The organism is Streptomyces sp. NPDC016309, assembly GCF_043077235.1.
GTDB lineage: Bacteria > Actinomycetota > Actinomycetes > Streptomycetales > Streptomycetaceae > Streptomyces.
On record NZ_JBIBSG010000007.1, the window covers coordinates 76,247 to 91,440 of the forward strand.

A 15,194-nucleotide genomic window follows, 5' to 3' on the forward strand; every position below is an offset into this window, starting at 1 on the left:
GGGCCCCGCGCCACCGGTCACCGCCGTCGTCACACCCCCAGGAAGGCGTCGAAGGCCGACGGCAGCCCCTGCCACGCCTCCGGCCCGGCGGCCAGCTCGGCGTCCGTGAGCAGGCAGGAGTCCAGGACGGCGGCGAGCCGCTCGCGGTCCAGACCCGGCGAGGTGAACACCAGGTGCTGGCAGCGGTCCCCATGCTCGGGATGCCAGTCCAGCGCGGCCGCCGCCCGGCGCACGGGCGGGACCATCTCCCAGGCGGCGTCCGGCAGCGAGGCCAGCCACGGCCCGGCCGACTCGACGCACAGGGCACCGCCCGCCGCGTCCCACGCGAGCAGCGTGTCCGGCCGGTCGGCCAGCCAGAACCGCCCACGGCTGCGCGCCGCCGCGCAGCACAGGTCCTCCAGCGCCTCATAGAGCCGCACCGGGTGGAACGGCCGATTCCGGTGCCATACGTAGGTCCCGACCCCGTGCACGTCCGCCTCCTGCGGCAGCAGCGCGCAGGCCGGGTGCTGGGCGGCCGCCGCCACCTCCACGTCGAACCCCGCGAGCGCCGCGGCGGCCAGGTCGCCCTCCGGCAGGTGCACCCGGCGGGCCGTCGGGTGGAGCTGGGCGAGCAGGGCCCGGTCCTCGTCGTCGGCGTCCGGGCCGTCCAGGACGGCGAGCACCGGGGCGTACTCCAACTGGCGCGCCCAGGTCTCGGCGACCGTGCGCCGGTCGGTCGAGGCAGCGGCGAGACCGGCCTCGGCCAGGTCGTCGCCGTTGCCGAGGTACGGCAGCAGCAGCGCCGGGTCCACCGCGGTGATCACCGAGCCGACGGTCAGCCCGGCGGCCGTGACGACCTCGGCCATCGCCTTGGGCTCGACCGAGTCCCACAGCTCCACCACCGCGAGGCGCGTCGCCCCGTCGGGGACACGGTCCGCGAGCCGTCGCAGCTCGGGCACCAGGTCCTCGCGCAGCGCGCAGCAGGCGCAGTCGTCGACCAGCGGGACCGTGCCGGTCGACAGCGGACCGGTCGCGTCGCGCACGGTGCGGGTCACCGTGCCGCGCGCCGCGGCGGCCGTCAGGTCGTGGTGGAGGGCCACACTGCCGGGCACGGTCGTGAGCAGCCGCCGTACCGCGGCCTCGCGGGCGGCGGAGTGCAGCCCGCCGACGAGGGCGACGGACAGCGACATCAGCGGGCCCCGTGGCGCCGGCCGTACCGCTGCTCGAACCGCTCCACGCGCCCGGCCGTGTCCAGGACGCGCGCCTGGCCCGTGTAGAAGGGGTGGCTCGCGGAGGAGATCTCGACGTCGATGACGGGGTAGGTGGCGCCGTCCTCCCACTCGACCGTCTTGTCGCTGGTCGCGGTGGAGCGGGTCAGGAAGGCGAAGCCGCCCGCCTTGTCACGGAAGACGACCGGTCCGTACGGGGGGTGGATTCCCTGCTTCACGGTGCTCAGCGCTCCTCTCGGAAGTCGACGTGCCGCCCGGCGACCGGGTCGTACTTGCGCAGCGTCATGCGGTCGGGGTCGTTACGGCGGTTCTTGCGGGTCACGTAGGTGTAGCCGGTGCCGGCGGTGGACCGGAGCCTGACGACCGGTCGGAGTTCGTTGCGGGCCATGCGGCTACAGTAGATGCAAATGGTTTCCATTTCCAATAGTGTTCCCGAGAGGTAGGTCACCCTTGTCCGCCCACTGCCAGCTCACCGGCGCCCGGCCGGGTTTCGGCAACCGTGTCTCGCACTCCCACCGGCGTACGTCCCGGCGCTTCGACCCCAACGTCCAGCGCAAGCGCTACTGGCTGCCGAGCGAGGGCCGGTACGTCCGGCTCACCCTGTCCGCCAAGGGCATCCGGACCGTCGACACGATCGGGATCGAGGCCGCCGTGGCCCGCATCCGCGCCGGGGGAGGGAAGGTCTGATGGCGAAGAAGAGCAAGATCGCCCGCAATGAGCGGCGCAAGGAGATCGTCGCGCGGTACGCGGCCCGCCGGGCCGAACTGAAGGAGCTGATCAGGCACCCCGCCACCCCGGAGACCGCGCGGCTCGCCGCCCGGGCCGAACTGCGCCGCCAGCCGCGTGACGCCGGCCCCACCCGGGTCCGCAACCGCGACGGCGTGGACGGCCGGCCCCGGGGCCACCTGCGGAAGTTCGGGCTCTCCCGGGTGAACGTGCGGCAACAGGCGCACGCCGGCTTCCTGCCCGGAGTCACCAAGGCGTCCTGGTAACGGCGGCTACCCGCTGGTAGCTTGTCGCGCGTTTCCGGCACCGACGTTGGGAGACGTGGCGTGGACGCGCGCATGCTCGTACGAACCGGGTTCGCCGTGGTGGCGGGCGCCGCCGCCGCGCTCGCGCTGGCCGGCTGCGACGGGGCGCGGGCCGGCGGGACCCCCGCGGCGACGGCTCCGGGTGCGACGGCTCCCGGTACGACGGCTCCGGGTGCGACGGCGTCTGGTGCGACGGCTTCCGTTTCGGCCGCTCCGGGTACGACTGCTCCCGGTACGACGGGCGCCTCGACGCCCGGCGCCGGTGAGGCCCCGGCACCGGCGCCCTCCCCCGCGAGCCCCTCCCCGGCCGGCGCCGGGGAGGCGGACGGCTCCTGGGTGGGGCTCACGGCCGGCAAGCCCGTCAGCGTCACCATCAAGAAGGGTTACGCGCTGGTGCTCGCCGACGCCCAGGTCTGCCAGGGCACCGCCCGCCCCGCCCCGGCCACCGGCGCCCCGGCCACCCCCGGCACCTCCGGCACGGTGACGCTGACGCTGACCTGCGGCACGGGCTACACCGCCCGTACGGAGGGCTCGGCCAGGACCGACGCCGGGAAGGTGGTCGTCACCTGGGCGGGCGGGGTGAAGGACACCCTCGCCAAGGCGGACCCGCCCGGCACGCCTTAGGTCGTGTCCATCGGGTCGGATCGGCGAGCGGCGTCCGGCGCCCGGCACGACCGGCGAGACACCCCCTAGTGCCCGCCGCCCGGGAGCCGTCCGCGCCCTCCGCGCGGCGCCCCGCCGTGGTCGGTCCGCGCCCGGTCGGCCGCCTCGGTGCCGTGCTGCCAGCCCGCCTCGTCGGTCGCGCCCCGCACGCGGGTCGTCGTCGTCTCGGGGAACATCCGGTCCGCCCGGGCCGTGACCGCCACGTCCCGGGCCGCCAGGACCGGCAGCAGCGTCGGCTCCTCGGCGGTGACCCGCCGCGAGGTGGAAGCGAGCCGGTCGCCCAGCCGGTGGGCGTACGCCAGCAGGAACGACTGGCGGAACGTCTTCGTACGCTTCCGTCCCCCCTTGCGCTGCTCCGCCTCCGCCGCCGTCATCGCGCCCGTCCCCTGGACCAGCAGCGAGGTGTACAACAGCTCGACCACCTCCAGGTCCGGCTCGAAGCCGACGACGGTCGAGAAGCCGAACGCCTCGTTCCACACCGCCCGGCAGCGGTTGGCCGACGCCACCGCGTCCAGCAGGATCGCCTTGGCCGTCTCGTAGGGCGCGTCGACGCCGATCCGTACCGCCAGCGGCTCCTCCGCGCTGTGCGTGCGCGCCGCGAGCGCCGCCTCGTCCAGGCTGTGGCGGGCCATCAGCTCCTGGGCCTTCGCGGTCAGCGCCTCCGCCTCCTCCGGGTACCCGGTCGCCTCCGCCTTCGCGAGCAGCGCCCGGATCCGGGCCAGCATGCGCGGCTCGCCGTGCGCCGGGGCGGTGTGCAGCGGGGAGCCGCCCGGCGCCGGACCGACCGGCTCGATCGCGGGGAGGCGGGCGAGCAGCCGGTACAGCTCCAGCACCGCCGTGGCGTACGAGAAGCGGTCCGCGCGCCAGTCGCCCTCCGGCAGCTCGGCGAGCTGCGCGGCCCAGCGGGGCGGCAGCCACGCGTACGTCCGGACCTCGGCCGTGATCAGCCCGGCCACCAGCCGGACGTGGTGTTCCTCCAGGTCCCGGCGCACCAGCCGGACGACGTCGGCCGGCTGCCAGCCCCGCTGCCACGCCCGGCGTACGAACTCCTCGCCCCGCCGTGACAGTTCCGCGTCCGCGTCCGGGTCGGCGGCCAGCAGCGAGGCGCCGGTGTCGAGGGCCGTGTCGTCCCCCGCGTACAGCGCGGCCGCGAACGCCCGCTCCACACTGGACGCCCCCGTGTGCCCCGCTGCCATGACCGTGTCTCCTCGCCCGTACGCGCCGTTCCCGGCCTCCATGGTCGCAGGGGGTAGGGCCCGCCCCACCTCCAGGACACCCGCTGGTGGTCGTGCTTCGCGGCGCCCGGGGCGGTTCGATCGATCCATGACCACAACCGCCGTACGGCTCACCGCCCTTCGCCGCGTCCACCGCGACGTCACCGCGCTCGACGGGGTCGACCTGACCTTCCCCACCGGGTCCTTCACCGCCGTCATGGGCCCGTCCGGCTCCGGCAAGTCGACACTGCTCCAGTGCGCGGCCGGGCTCGACCGGCCGACGGGCGGGCGCGTGGAGGTCGGCGGGACCGACCTGGGCGGGCTGAGCGAGCGGCGGCTCACGCTGCTGCGGCGCGACCGGATCGGTTTCGTGTTCCAGGCGTTCAACCTGGTCCCGTCGCTCACCGCCGCGCAGAACGTCGCCCTTCCGCTGCGGCTGGCCGGACGGCGGCCGGCGCGGGGCGAGGTGCGGGCGGCGCTGGCCCGCGTCGGCCTCGCCGAGCGGGCGCGGCACCGGCCCGGCGAGCTGTCCGGCGGGCAGCAGCAGCGGGTGGCGATCGCGCGGGCGCTGGTCACCCGGCCCGCGGTGCTCTTCGGGGACGAGCCGACCGGGGCGCTGGACACCACGACGGGCCACGAGGTGCTGCGGATGCTGCGGGAGGTGGTGGACCGCGACGGCCGGACGGTCGTCATGGTCACCCACGACCCGGTGGCCGCCTCGTACGCGGACCGCGTGGTCTTCCTGGTCGACGGGCGGGTGCACGGGGAACTGACGGCGCCCACCGCCGAGGCGGTCGCGGGCCGGACGGCCGGACTCGGGTCGCGCTCGCCCCTGGAGCGTGCCGCGTGCTGAGCCTCGCGATCGGCGGGTTGCGCGCCCGCTGGGCCTCCTTCGTGGGGACCTTCGTCACGCTGACGCTCGGCGCCGGGCTGCTGACCGTCATGGGCCTGGGCCTGGCGTCGACGTTCGACCCGCCGGAGCGGGCGCCCGAGAGGTTCGCCGCCTCCCCGGTGGTGGTGATCGGCACGGACACGCTGACCGTCGGGCGCGTCACGCACGAGCTATTCCTTCCACACCCTGTGGACGCCCGGCTGCTGGCCGAGCTGCGGGCCCTCGGCCCGGTGACCACCGACGGGCGGTACGACGCCGTCGGCGTGACCGCCGACCCCGGAGCCGTCCGCCGGGTCGTGGGCGACCGCGGCAGGGTCCTGACCGGCGACGACCGGCGGCAGGCCGACCCCGGGCCGGAGCGGGACGCCGAGGCTCTGGTCACCGTCAACGCCCTGCTGGGCACGGCCGGCGGGGTCACCGCTTTCGTGTCCGTGTTCGTCGTCGCCTCGACGTTCGCGTTCGCGGTGGCGCTGCGCCGGCGCGAGTTCGGGCTGCTGCGGGCGGCGGGCGCCACCCCCGGCCAGGTGCGCCGGGCGCTGCTCACCGAGGCGGCCCTCGTCGGGGCGGCCGCCTCCGCGACGGGCTGTGCCCTCGGGGCGTGGGGCGCGCCCGTACTGGCCCGTGCCCTGGTCCGGGGCGGCCTCGCCCCCGGCTGGTTCACGATCCGGGACACCGCCTGGCCCCTCCACGCCGCCTTCTGGACGGGCCTGGCCGTCGCCGTCACCGGCGCCTGGGCGGCCGCCCGCCGGGCCGGGCGCACCCGCCCGGCCGAGGCCCTGCGGGAGGCCGACGTCGACAGCGGCGTCCTGCCCCTCGGCCGCCGCCTGCTCGGGATCGCGCTGCTGCTCACCGGCGCCTGGCTGCTCGCCCGGTCCCTGTACGCCGACCCGTCGGACCTGTTGAAGCGGAAGTCGTACACGACCCGGCCCATGCTGCTGATCACGGGCGTCGCGCTGCTCGCCCCCCTGATCGTGCCGCCACTGGCCCGGGCCCTGCCGCTGCCCGGCGCCCTGGGCATGCTCGTACGGGAGAACACGTCCGCCGCCGTCCGCCGCACCGCCGCCGTCGCCGCGCCCGTGCTGGTCATGGTCGCGCTCGCCGGGACCCTGCTCGGCTCCGCCGCGTCGGTGACCGCCGCCGGGGCGGCCGAGCTGCGGCGTCACACGGCGGCGGACCACGTGGTCACGGGCCGGGACCTCCGCCCGGTCCGCGTACCGGGCGCCACCCTCTCCCCCAGCGCGTCGACCGGCGTGTTCGTCCGGGACGGCGGCACGGCCGTCGTCCGGTACGAGGCCCGGGCCGTCACCGACCCGGCCGCCTTCGCCGCCCTGGCCCGGCTGCCGGTCGTCGCGGGCGATCTCGGGGACCTCGACGACGGGTCCGTCGTCATCAACGAGGAGATCGCCCACGGCGAGTCCGGAACGCGGGCGGTCGGCGACCGCATGGACCTGTGGCTGGGCGACGGCCGGCCGGTCACGCTGCGCGTCGCGGCCGTGCTCGCGACCGGGACTGGCGGCAACGGCCCGTACGTCACCGCCGCCAACGCCCCCGGGGCGGCGGTCGACCGCCTCGACGCGCGGCTCCCCGCCGGTACCGACCCCGCCGTGCTGCGCGCCACCGGCGGCACGGTCGCCACCGTCGGGGCCTGGGCCGCCCCGCGCACCGGGCCGCAGACCCGGCTCGGGCTCTTCCTGGTCCTGGGAATCGCCCTGCTCCTCGCCCTGATCGCCCTCGCCAACACGCTGGTGATGGCCACGTCGGTACGGGGCCGGGAGCTGCGCTCGCTGCGGCCGGCCGGCCTGACCCGCCCCCAGGTCCTGGCGGTCGTCGCGGGCGAGACGCTGCTCGCCGTCGGGATCGGCGCGGTGCTCGGCGCGGCGGTGGCGGCGGTCAACCTCGCCGGGCTCGGCGCGGCCCTGGCTTCGCTCTCCGCCCCGGTCACCCTCAGGGTCCCCTGGCCCGCCCTGGCCGCCACCGTGTCCGCCTGCGCCCTGGTGGCCCTCACCGCCGCGCTTCTCACCACCCCCCGCAGAACCCCCTGACCCTGTTCCCGAGCGCAGCCGAGAGCTCGGGGGAGGGTGGGCACAACGGATCCGGGGCGGCGCCCTTCCCGTGCCCCCCGGGGCGGTGCGCGTCACCGGTGCGGCCAGGCGCGGGCGGGACGGCAGCCGGACGCCGACCGCGGCCCGGTGGGGGTCAGACGCGGATGACCAGCTTGCCCGGAGCGTGCCCCGCCTCGCTCATCTCCTGCGCCTTCGCCGCGTCCGCCAGGGCGAACGTCTCCACGACCGGCACCCGCAGCCCGCCCTCGACCGCCGATCGGCCGAAGTCGGCGAGCCACGCCCGGACGGTCTCCGGCGGGGTGCCGCCGCCGCTGAAGGGCACCCCGTGCTCGGCCGCGTCCGTCGCCGCGATGGTGACGATCCGGTCGGTCGTCCCGCCCCGCAGCTCGATCGACACCGGCAGGGTGTCGTGCCCCGCGGCGTCGAACACCGCGTCGACGCCCCCGGGCGCCAGTGTCCGTACGCGGTCGGCGAGGCCCTCCCCGTACGCCACGGGAACCGCCCCGAGGGACCGCAGGAAGTCGTGGTTGGCCGGGGACGCCGTGCCGATCACCCGCACGCCGAGTGGCACCGCCAGTTGCACGGCGGCCTGCCCGACCGCGCCGGCCGCGCCGTGCAGCAGCAGGGTCTCGCCGGCCTCCGGCGCGAGCAGCCGGAGGACGCGCCGCGCGGTCTCCGCGGCCACCGGCAGGGCGGCGGCCTCCTCGAAGGACAGGGCCTCCGGCTTGTGGGCGATGTCCCCGGCGATCGCGTACTCGGCGTACGCTCCGGTCGCCGTCCACCCGAACACCTCGTCGCCCACGGCGAATCCGGTGGCGCCCTCGCCGAGCGCGTCCACGACGCCCGCGAACTCCAGGCCCGGTACGGCCGGGAACGTCGTCGGGTAGAACTGCTCCACCCGGCCGTAACGGCGCTTGTGGTCCAGCGGGTTGACCCCGGCCGCCACCACCCGCACCCGCACCTCGCCGGTGCCGGGCTCGGGCTTCGCGGTCTCGCGCAGCGCCAGGACCTCCGGTCCGCCGAACCGGTCGTAGATGATCGCCCGCATGTCGTACTCCCCCTCGTGGTGGTGTCGTTGACGAGCTCCAGCCTCCGCCGGGATGGAGGCTGGGCCGCCCCGCCCAAGGACCGGTTCCACCTGTCCGAAAGGACGGCGCCCGGTCCCGGACGGGTCCCTAGGCTGGGGCGCATGGAGACCATGACCGCCCTGACGGCGCTCACCGCCGCCTACGACGTCGTCCGGCAGCCGCTCGGCGAGATCCTGCCCCGGCTGTCCGCCGTCCTGGCCGGCACGGTCCCCCACCGCGCCGCCGCCGAACTGTCCACGCACTGCGCGCACTCGCCCTTCAAGTCGTACGGCGACGGGAGCGTCACCGGCCGTCTCACCACCGCCGACCTGGCCCCGCTGCTCGCCTCCGGGGTGGCGGGCCGGCCCTGGCAGGGCACCCTGGCCGTCGCGGGGGCCGAGCACCCGGTGCTCGCGGTCCGCAGCGACGCCACGCCCCGGGGCGCGCTGCTCGTGCTGTTCCGCGACGAGGACGTGGACACCGCGCCGGACGAGGCGGCCGTCGCCCTGGTCCAGGCGCTGTGGGACCTGGTGACCAGCCACTTCGAGCGGCTGGCCGCCGAGGCCGTGCCGGGCGCGCTGGCCCGCTCCCGTACCGCCGCAGGGACCCGCGCCCGGGTCATCGCCGAGCTGGGGGAGGCCCATTCGGCAACGCTGACCGGGCTGCTGGGCGTGCTGCGCAGCCGCCACCTGGACGACGCGGCCGCCCGTGCCGGCGCCACGGATCTGGCGGTGTCCGCGCTGGTGGAGCTGCGGGCGCTGGCGGAACGGGACCAGGAGATCGCGGAGGAGCCGGCCGACCAGGCGTTCGCGCGGCTGGCCGACTCCTTGCGCCCCCTCGTCCGCTACAGCCCGGTCCACCTGGAGCTGGGCGCGCCGGGGTCGACCCGGCCGCTGGCGGCGGACGTGGCGCACACGGCCCGCGCGGTGGTGCGGGCGGTGCTGATGAAGGTGCTGGAGCAGGAGACGGTGACCCGGGTGCACGTCGGCTGGCAGGTCACCGACGACGAGCTGCGGGCGTCCGTGCGGGACGACGGCCCGGGGGCGCTGTCGCAGTGCACCCTGAGCCCGGGCAGGGTCCGCGAACGGCTGGACGTCCTGGACGGGCGCCTGGACGTGGACGCCGTCCCGGGCTGGGGCACGACCGTCACGGCGACGGTCCCGCTGCGTGCCGCCCCGGACCCGGCCCCGCACCCGCTGACCGCGCTGGGCGAGCGGGAGCTGGAGGTGCTGACCCACCTGGCGCTCGGGCACCGCAACCGGGTGATCGCGCAGGAGCTGCACATCAGCGAGTCCACGGTGAAGTTCCACGTGGCGAACATCCTGAACAAGCTGGGCGTCGGTTCGCGGGGCGAGGCGGCCGCGCTCTTCCACGCCGCCGCGTGACCGGCGGTCCCGCCGATTGTCGGTGCCGGGTGCCAGACTCGCATGCGTGAACGAACGCTGGGCGGTGGACGGCACCGAGGACGGCGGGGCGCGGCTCGTCCCCCTCGGTCCGGACGGGCTGCCCGCGGGGCCGGTGCTGACCGAGCCGGACCTGGTCGAGGCGGTGCGGTCGCGGCCGGGAGTGGGCCGGTGGGTGTGGCGGTCCACCGGCGCGGTGTACCCCCGGCTCCTGGCGGCCGGTGTCCGGGTCGAGCGGTGTTACGACATCGAGGACGCCGAGCAGTTGCTGCTGGGGCACGAGGGGCGGCTGGGCGAGCCCCGCTCGGCGGCGGCCGCCTGGGCGCGGCTGCACGACCGTCCCGTACCGGCCGATCCGCCGCCCCGGGCGGCCGAGCCGGGCGCGGGGGCGCAGTCGTCCCTGTTCGATCCGCAGCCCTCGTGGGACCTCTCCCTGGAGGACCTGCTGGAGGTGTATGAGGACCAGCAGCGAAGACACGCGGCCGCCGAGCACCCGGGGCGGATGCGGCTGCTGACGGCGGCCGAGTCGGCCGGGATGCTGGTGGCCGCCGAGATGCACCGGGCGGGGCTGCCGTGGCGGGCGGACGTCCACCGGGAGGTGCTGCGCGAGCTGCTGGGCGAGCGGTACGCGGGCGGGGGCGAGCCGCGCCGGCTGGCGGAGCTGGCGGACCAGGTGTCGGCGGCGTTCGGGCGCCGGGTGCGCCCCGACCTGCCGGCGGACGTGGTGAAGGCGTTCGCCGGGGCGGGGATCACGGTGCGGTCGACGCGCCGCTGGGAGCTGGCGAAGATCGGCCATCCGGCGGTCGAGCCGCTGATCGCGTACAAGAAGCTGTACCGGATCTGGACGGCGCACGGCTGGAGCTGGCTCCAGGACTGGGTGCGCGACGGGCGCTTCCGGCCGGAGTACCTGCCGGGGGGCACGGTCAGCGGGCGCTGGACGACCAATGGCGGCGGCGCCCTCCAGATCCCGAAGGTGATCCGCCGGGCGGTCGTCGCCGACGAGGGCTGGCGGCTGGTCGTCGCGGACGCGGACCAGATGGAGCCGCGGGTGCTGGCGGCGATCTCCCGGGACCCGGGGCTGATGGAGGTGGCGGGCCACCCGGACGACCTGTACACGCGCCTGTCGGACCGGGCGTTCTCCGGTGACCGGGACCACGCGAAGATCGCCCTGCTGGGCGCGATCTACGGGCAGACCAGTGGGGACGGCCTGAAGAACCTGGCGGCGCTGCGCCGGCGGTTCCCCCGGGCGGTGGCGTACGTGGACGACGCGGCGAAGGCGGGCGAGGAGGGCCGGCTGGTGCGCACCTGGCTGGGCCGTACCAGCCCGCGCGCGGCGGGCGCGGCGGAGGCGGACGAGGCCGGCATTCCGCAGGAGGGTGCCGAAGAGCCGCTGTCGGACGGCGAGTTCACCCCGGGGTACGCGTCGGTGAACGCCCGTGCCCGGGGCCGGTTCACGCGGAACTTCGTGGTGCAGGGCAGCGCCGCCGACTGGGCGCTGCTGATGCTGGCGGCGCTGCGGCAGGCGCTGGCGGGGCTGCGGGCGGAGCTGGTCTTCTTCCAGCACGACGAGGTGATCGTGCACTGCCCCGCCGCCGAGGCCCCGGCGGTCGCCGAGGCGATCCGGGCGGCCGGGGACACGGCGGGCCGGATCGCCTTCGGGGAGACCCCGGTGCGGTTCCCCTTCACGACGGCCGTGGTGGAGCGCTACTCCGACGCGAAGTGACGACGTCCCGGGCGGGGCGCACGAGGGCGGGGCGCACGAGGGCGGGCCCCGCATCCGTGGTGCCGGATGCGGGGCCCGCCCAGGTGGTGGCTACGCGGAGCGCGTCAGTCCTGGACCGCGACGGCCGCGTTCTCGGAGATGACGTCCTCGAGGATGTGCGACAGGGCACTGTCGCCCTTGACCGCCGTGGAGTTCTCCGTGCAGGTCTGGTTCTGGGTGTCCTGGAGGATGTCCTGAACACCGACGTTGACCAGGGCCACGATGTTCTGGACATCGGCCTGGACCGGCACACCCACACAGGGCTTGTTCAGCGTGCCCTGGACGAGACCCACCTGGGGGCTCTGGTGGCCACCCGTGACCGTGTTGCCGTAGATCTGTCGCGAGAAGTTGCCGTTCTGCGTGTCGATCCCGCGGTCGCCCACGGCCGAGGCCATCGGCGCCGACGCGCCGAGCACGGCCGCAGCGACGCCGGCGGTAGCCAGAACCTTCTTGATCATGGTTCATCCCATTCGTCGAGAGACCCGGTGCTCGGGTCGTGCCAGCGCCCGGCGTCGGGCGCGTGGGGGGCGGGCGTCAGCCCGTTGTGCGTGGTGCCGGGCACCACGCGGTGCCCGCCCGCACGGCCGTCGCGGCCGTGCGGGACGGTGGCCTCGCGTCAGTCCTGGACGGCGGCCGAGACGTTCTCGGAGAGGACGTCCTCCAGCAGGTGCGACAGGGCGCTGTCGCCCTTGACCGCGGTGGAGTTCTCGGCGCACTGCTGGTTCTGGGTGTCCTGGAGGATGTCCTGAACACCGACGTTGACCAGGGCCACGATGTTCTGGACGTCGGCCTGGACCGGCAGACCGATGCAGGGCTTGTTGAGCGAGCCCTGGATCAGACCGATCTGCGGGCTCATGTAGCCACCGGTGGTCGTGTTGCCGTACGACTGGGTGGCGAAGTTGCCGTTCTGCGTGTCGATTCCGCGGTCGCCCACGGCGGCGGCCATCGGCGCGGAAGCGCCAAGGACGGCCGCGGCGACGCCGGCGGTGGCCAGAACCTTCTTGATCATGGTCCATCCTTCTCGTCGAGAGACCCGGTGCTCGGGGTCGCCCTGATCAACAGCACGGCACCGTTTAAGTTGCGCCAGGTCACCCGAAGAGATCAATCACCTAAAGACGGATGAATCGATGAGCTGATGATGGGCTTGTCCGTGCCCGTGGTGAGGTCTGATCGACGCGCGTCGGGGTACACGCCCCATATGGACTCTCTCATGACGTTCACCACGGAATTCGCCGTTAGGGACCATGTCGTCGGCATTGGTCCGCTGGTGGCCGGCATCCTCCTCGTCGGATTCCTCATCGGCGCCTTCTGGCTCGGGCGGCGCATCCGCAACCGGGAGCCCGAACCCCCCACGCGCGCCGAGCAGCCGCACCGCCCGCTGGACGCCGGGATCCCGGGCGAGGCGGAGGGGCACCGCCGGCCCGCCGAGCTGGACGAGCGCGAGGACCGGGTGATGCCGTACGAGCTGAGGCACCAGAACACCGATCCCGACGCCTCCCCGCGCAGCGAGAAGGACCACAAGTGGGGTGGTGCGCCCAGCGGCGGCTTCGGCAGCGGCGGGCCGACCACGGGCGGCTGACGGGGCCTCGCATGGGGGCCCGGCACCGCTCCCGCCTGCCGTTTCGCCCCCGGGACCCCTGGGCACCCGGGGGCCATGACCAGTACGGACACGGCCACGCACACCCCCGCCCGGGCGTCCGCGCGCGACACCGCCCGGGTGGCCGCGCACGTCCTCGCACCGACCCTCGCGGCCGGCGTCATCGCCCGGCGCCGCGCCGGAATGGCCCTCGCCGAGCGGTACGCCGTCGACCGGCGCGCCACCGGCCTGCTGACCGAGCTGCGCGGCGCTTACGGACCCGGACCGCTCCGGCTGGACGTCGCCGGACGTCACTTCGCCGTCGTCCTCGGGGCCGGTGACGCCGCCCGGATCCTGGACGGCACCCCGGACCCGTACTCCCCCTCGACGCGCGAGAAGCGCGCCTCGCTGGAGCAGTTCCAGCCGCATGGGGTGCTGATCTCCCGGGGGGCGGAGCGGGACACGCGGCGGGCGTTCAACGAGGCCGTACTGGAGTACGGCCACCAGATGCACAGCCTGGCTCCGCGCATGGTGCGGACGGTCCGCGAGGAGGCCGGCAAGCTGCTGGGCGCCACGACCGCCGGCGACGGCGAGATCGACTGGGCGGCCTTCCGCACCGCCTGGGACCGCACCGCCCGTCGCCTCGTGCTCGGGGACCGCGGCCGCGACGACACCGCGCTGACCGCGATGCTCGGCCGGCTGCGTTCCGCCGCCAACTGGTCCGGCGCCGCACCGCGCCGCACCGCCCTGCGGGCCCGCTTCGAACGCCGGCTGCGCGGCCACCTCGACCGCGCCGAGCCGGGCAGTCTCGCCGCCGCCCTCGCCGCCACGCCCTCCCGGCCCGGCACCGACCCGGCCGGCCAGGTACCGCACTGGCTGTTCGCCTTCGACGCGGCGGGCATCGCGGTCTTCCGGGCCCTCGCCCTGCTGTCCACGCACACCGGGCAGGAGACCCAACTACGCAACGAGCTGGCCGTCACCGACCTCACCGAACCGCGCCTGCTGCCGTACACCCGCGCCTGTGTGCTGGAGTCGGTGCGCCTGTGGCCGACCACCCCGTTCATCCTGCGCGAGTCGGTGCGCGAGACCGGCTGGGGTGAGGACGCGCTGCCCGCCGGCACCGAGTTCCTCATCTACACGCCGCTGTTCCACCGGGACGAGTCGCTGCCGTACTCCGACCGCTTCACCCCGGAGATCTGGCTGGACGGGACGGCCCAGGACACCGAGGCACTGCTGCCGTTCAGCGCCGGCCCCGGCGAGTGCCCGGGCGAGGACCTGGTGCTGCTGGCCACCTCCACCATGCTGGCGGCCCTTCTGGAACGCCACACCTACCTCCCCGAACGGCCCGGCCGGCTGCGCCCCGACCGGCCGCTGCCCCGCACCCTCGACCACTTCGGCCTCCGCTTCGCGGCTCTGCCCCACCGTCCGTGAAACCGTGAGGGTGCGGGCACGCGCTGTGACATGATGCGAGAGCCTCGCCAAGGCTGCTGTGAACGGAAAGGTTCGGCATGGCCCCTCGCGCCGGTAAATGGCAGCGTGTGCCCCTCATCCCACAGAGCAGGCAAGCGACGGAGACCGAGACGGTCCCCGTCTATTCGTCGTTGGTGCGCGAATGGAGAACCCTGGGCCGCACGCTCCCCGGGGTACCCGATCACGAATGGGACATGTTGGTGACGCGCCCCGTGTGGCCCAGCCGTTGAGCCATTCGCCTCCGACCGGTGCTCGGCGGTTCGAGTGAATCGGCGCGGAAAGCAGCCGCAGTGGTGTCTTTCCGCTTTCGCATTCGTTGTGATTTTCGCAGTGGAAGCCGGGCCTCTTCGAGGCCCGTTCGTCACGAAATCCGTGGCACGACTTCCTCCTGTGGAAAGGACCCGAAACTATGAAGTGCAAGAAGGCCGCGGTAGCCGTCGCCGGTATCGTCATGGCGCTGGGTGCGGCCGCGCCTGCCGTCGCCGACGCCGACGCCGAGGGTGCCGCTGTCGGCTCCCCGGGCGTCCTGTCCGGCAACGTCGTCCAGGTCCCGGTGCACGTGCCGATCAACGTATGCGGCAACTCCATCAACATCGCCGCGCTGCTGAACCCGGCCTTCGGGAACGTCTGCATCAACAAGTGACGCAGCGTCAGACCTCGGCCGTGTGACAGCCGGTCCCGGAGCGCTCCGGGACCGGCTTTTCCATGCCCGAATACCCCAAGCGGGCGATCGCCTCCCCCAACGGCCTAGTACGGGCCCGGACCGCGATCCCGATCGGCCCATTAACAATATTTTCGCTCCGAGTGGCTGGCGAAATCCTGGCGCCTGGCGAAGGAGCGGACAA

At 75.0% G+C, this 15,194-nt stretch carries 17 protein-coding genes; 10 read left to right on the plus strand and 7 right to left on the minus strand.

The annotated features are described in order from the left end of the window. Positions 1-29: 29 nt before the first annotated feature. Genes ACF068_RS18925 through rpmG form a run of 3 tightly spaced genes read right to left on the minus strand, consistent with a single transcriptional unit; the run spans position 30 to position 1,596 of the window. Entirely contained in the window at positions 30-1,169 is a 1,140-nt protein-coding gene (locus ACF068_RS18925; RefSeq protein WP_392275388.1) for a CobW family GTP-binding protein, read from the minus strand. Continuing rightward, positions 1,169-1,426: a type B 50S ribosomal protein L31 gene (locus tag ACF068_RS18930; protein WP_356742513.1), complete on the minus strand. Its 258-nt coding sequence runs from the start codon at positions 1,424-1,426 to the stop codon at positions 1,169-1,171. Before ACF068_RS18930 ends, ACF068_RS18925 begins: the two co-directional genes overlap by 1 nt. A gap of 5 nt (positions 1,427-1,431) precedes the next feature. Beyond that, positions 1,432-1,596 carry a 50S ribosomal protein L33 gene (gene rpmG / locus ACF068_RS18935; protein ID WP_043502886.1) on the minus strand — a complete coding sequence of 55 codons (165 nt, stop codon included), beginning with the start codon at positions 1,594-1,596 and terminating at the stop codon, positions 1,432-1,434. A 62-nt stretch (positions 1,597-1,658) separates the two neighbouring features. On the opposite strand from rpmG, the gene rpmB reads away from it, so the two are divergent. The 3 genes from rpmB (at position 1,659) to ACF068_RS18950 (ending at position 2,863) form a co-directional block, all read left to right on the plus strand. Then, a complete protein-coding gene (gene rpmB, locus ACF068_RS18940) occupies positions 1,659-1,895 on the plus strand; it encodes a 50S ribosomal protein L28 (protein ID WP_392275389.1) in 237 nt (78 codons plus the stop codon). Continuing rightward, positions 1,895-2,200, plus strand: coding sequence for a 30S ribosomal protein S14 (rpsN, locus tag ACF068_RS18945; RefSeq protein ID WP_392275390.1), 306 nt, complete (start codon positions 1,895-1,897; stop codon positions 2,198-2,200). Before rpmB ends, rpsN begins: the two co-directional genes overlap by 1 nt. A 72-nt stretch (positions 2,201-2,272) precedes the next feature. Continuing rightward, a complete protein-coding gene (locus ACF068_RS18950) occupies positions 2,273-2,863 on the plus strand; it encodes a hypothetical protein (protein ID WP_392275391.1) in 591 nt (196 codons plus the stop codon). 65 nt (positions 2,864-2,928) lie between these two features. Here the strand turns inward: ACF068_RS18950 and ACF068_RS18955 are convergent, their stop codons facing one another. Next, positions 2,929-4,098: a DUF2786 domain-containing protein gene (locus tag ACF068_RS18955; RefSeq protein WP_392275392.1), complete on the minus strand. Its 1,170-nt coding sequence runs from the start codon at positions 4,096-4,098 to the stop codon at positions 2,929-2,931. 127 nt (positions 4,099-4,225) lie between these two features. Between ACF068_RS18955 and ACF068_RS18960 the strand changes: the two genes are divergently transcribed. Together ACF068_RS18960 and ACF068_RS18965 are read left to right on the plus strand one after the other, a co-directional pair. Then, entirely contained in the window at positions 4,226-4,969 is a 744-nt protein-coding gene (locus tag ACF068_RS18960; RefSeq protein ID WP_392275393.1) for an ABC transporter ATP-binding protein, read from the plus strand. Beyond that, complete coding sequence (locus ACF068_RS18965) at positions 4,963-7,050, plus strand: FtsX-like permease family protein (protein ID WP_392275394.1); 2,088 nt, start codon at positions 4,963-4,965, stop codon at positions 7,048-7,050. The genes ACF068_RS18960 and ACF068_RS18965 overlap by 7 nt, the downstream gene beginning before the upstream one ends. A 154-nt stretch (positions 7,051-7,204) precedes the next feature. On the opposite strand, the gene ACF068_RS18970 is transcribed toward ACF068_RS18965, so the two are convergent. Beyond that, positions 7,205-8,119 carry an NADP-dependent oxidoreductase gene (locus ACF068_RS18970; RefSeq protein ID WP_392275395.1) on the minus strand — a complete coding sequence of 305 codons (915 nt, stop codon included), beginning with the start codon at positions 8,117-8,119 and terminating at the stop codon, positions 7,205-7,207. A 141-nt stretch (positions 8,120-8,260) separates the two neighbouring features. Here ACF068_RS18970 and ACF068_RS18975 point away from each other — a divergent pair, with 141 nt between their 5' ends. Both ACF068_RS18975 and ACF068_RS18980 read left to right on the plus strand, forming a co-directional pair. Beyond that, positions 8,261-9,523, plus strand: a complete 1,263-nt coding sequence (locus ACF068_RS18975) for a LuxR C-terminal-related transcriptional regulator (RefSeq protein WP_392275396.1) — start codon at positions 8,261-8,263, stop codon at positions 9,521-9,523. Between the two features lie 46 nt (positions 9,524-9,569). After that, complete coding sequence (locus tag ACF068_RS18980) at positions 9,570-11,264, plus strand: bifunctional 3'-5' exonuclease/DNA polymerase (RefSeq protein WP_392275397.1); 1,695 nt, start codon at positions 9,570-9,572, stop codon at positions 11,262-11,264. Positions 11,265-11,368: 104 nt separating this feature from the next. Here ACF068_RS18980 and ACF068_RS18985 read toward each other — a convergent pair whose 3' ends face one another. Both ACF068_RS18985 and ACF068_RS18990 read right to left on the minus strand, forming a co-directional pair. Next, a complete protein-coding gene (locus ACF068_RS18985) occupies positions 11,369-11,761 on the minus strand; it encodes a rodlin (protein ID WP_392275398.1) in 393 nt (130 codons plus the stop codon). A gap of 158 nt (positions 11,762-11,919) precedes the next feature. Next, positions 11,920-12,312, minus strand: a complete 393-nt coding sequence (locus ACF068_RS18990) for a rodlin (RefSeq protein ID WP_392275399.1) — start codon at positions 12,310-12,312, stop codon at positions 11,920-11,922. Between the two features lie 201 nt (positions 12,313-12,513). Here ACF068_RS18990 and ACF068_RS18995 point away from each other — a divergent pair, with 201 nt between their 5' ends. From ACF068_RS18995 to ACF068_RS19005, 3 genes are all read left to right on the plus strand, one after another. Further along, a complete protein-coding gene (locus ACF068_RS18995) occupies positions 12,514-12,882 on the plus strand; it encodes a DUF6479 family protein (RefSeq protein ID WP_392275400.1) in 369 nt (122 codons plus the stop codon). 75 nt (positions 12,883-12,957) lie between these two features. Beyond that, positions 12,958-14,310, plus strand: coding sequence for a cytochrome P450 (locus ACF068_RS19000; RefSeq protein ID WP_392275401.1), 1,353 nt, complete (start codon positions 12,958-12,960; stop codon positions 14,308-14,310). Positions 14,311-14,758: 448 nt separating this feature from the next. Then, positions 14,759-14,992, plus strand: coding sequence for a chaplin (locus ACF068_RS19005; RefSeq protein ID WP_392275402.1), 234 nt, complete (start codon positions 14,759-14,761; stop codon positions 14,990-14,992). Positions 14,993-15,194: the final 202 nt, after the last annotated feature.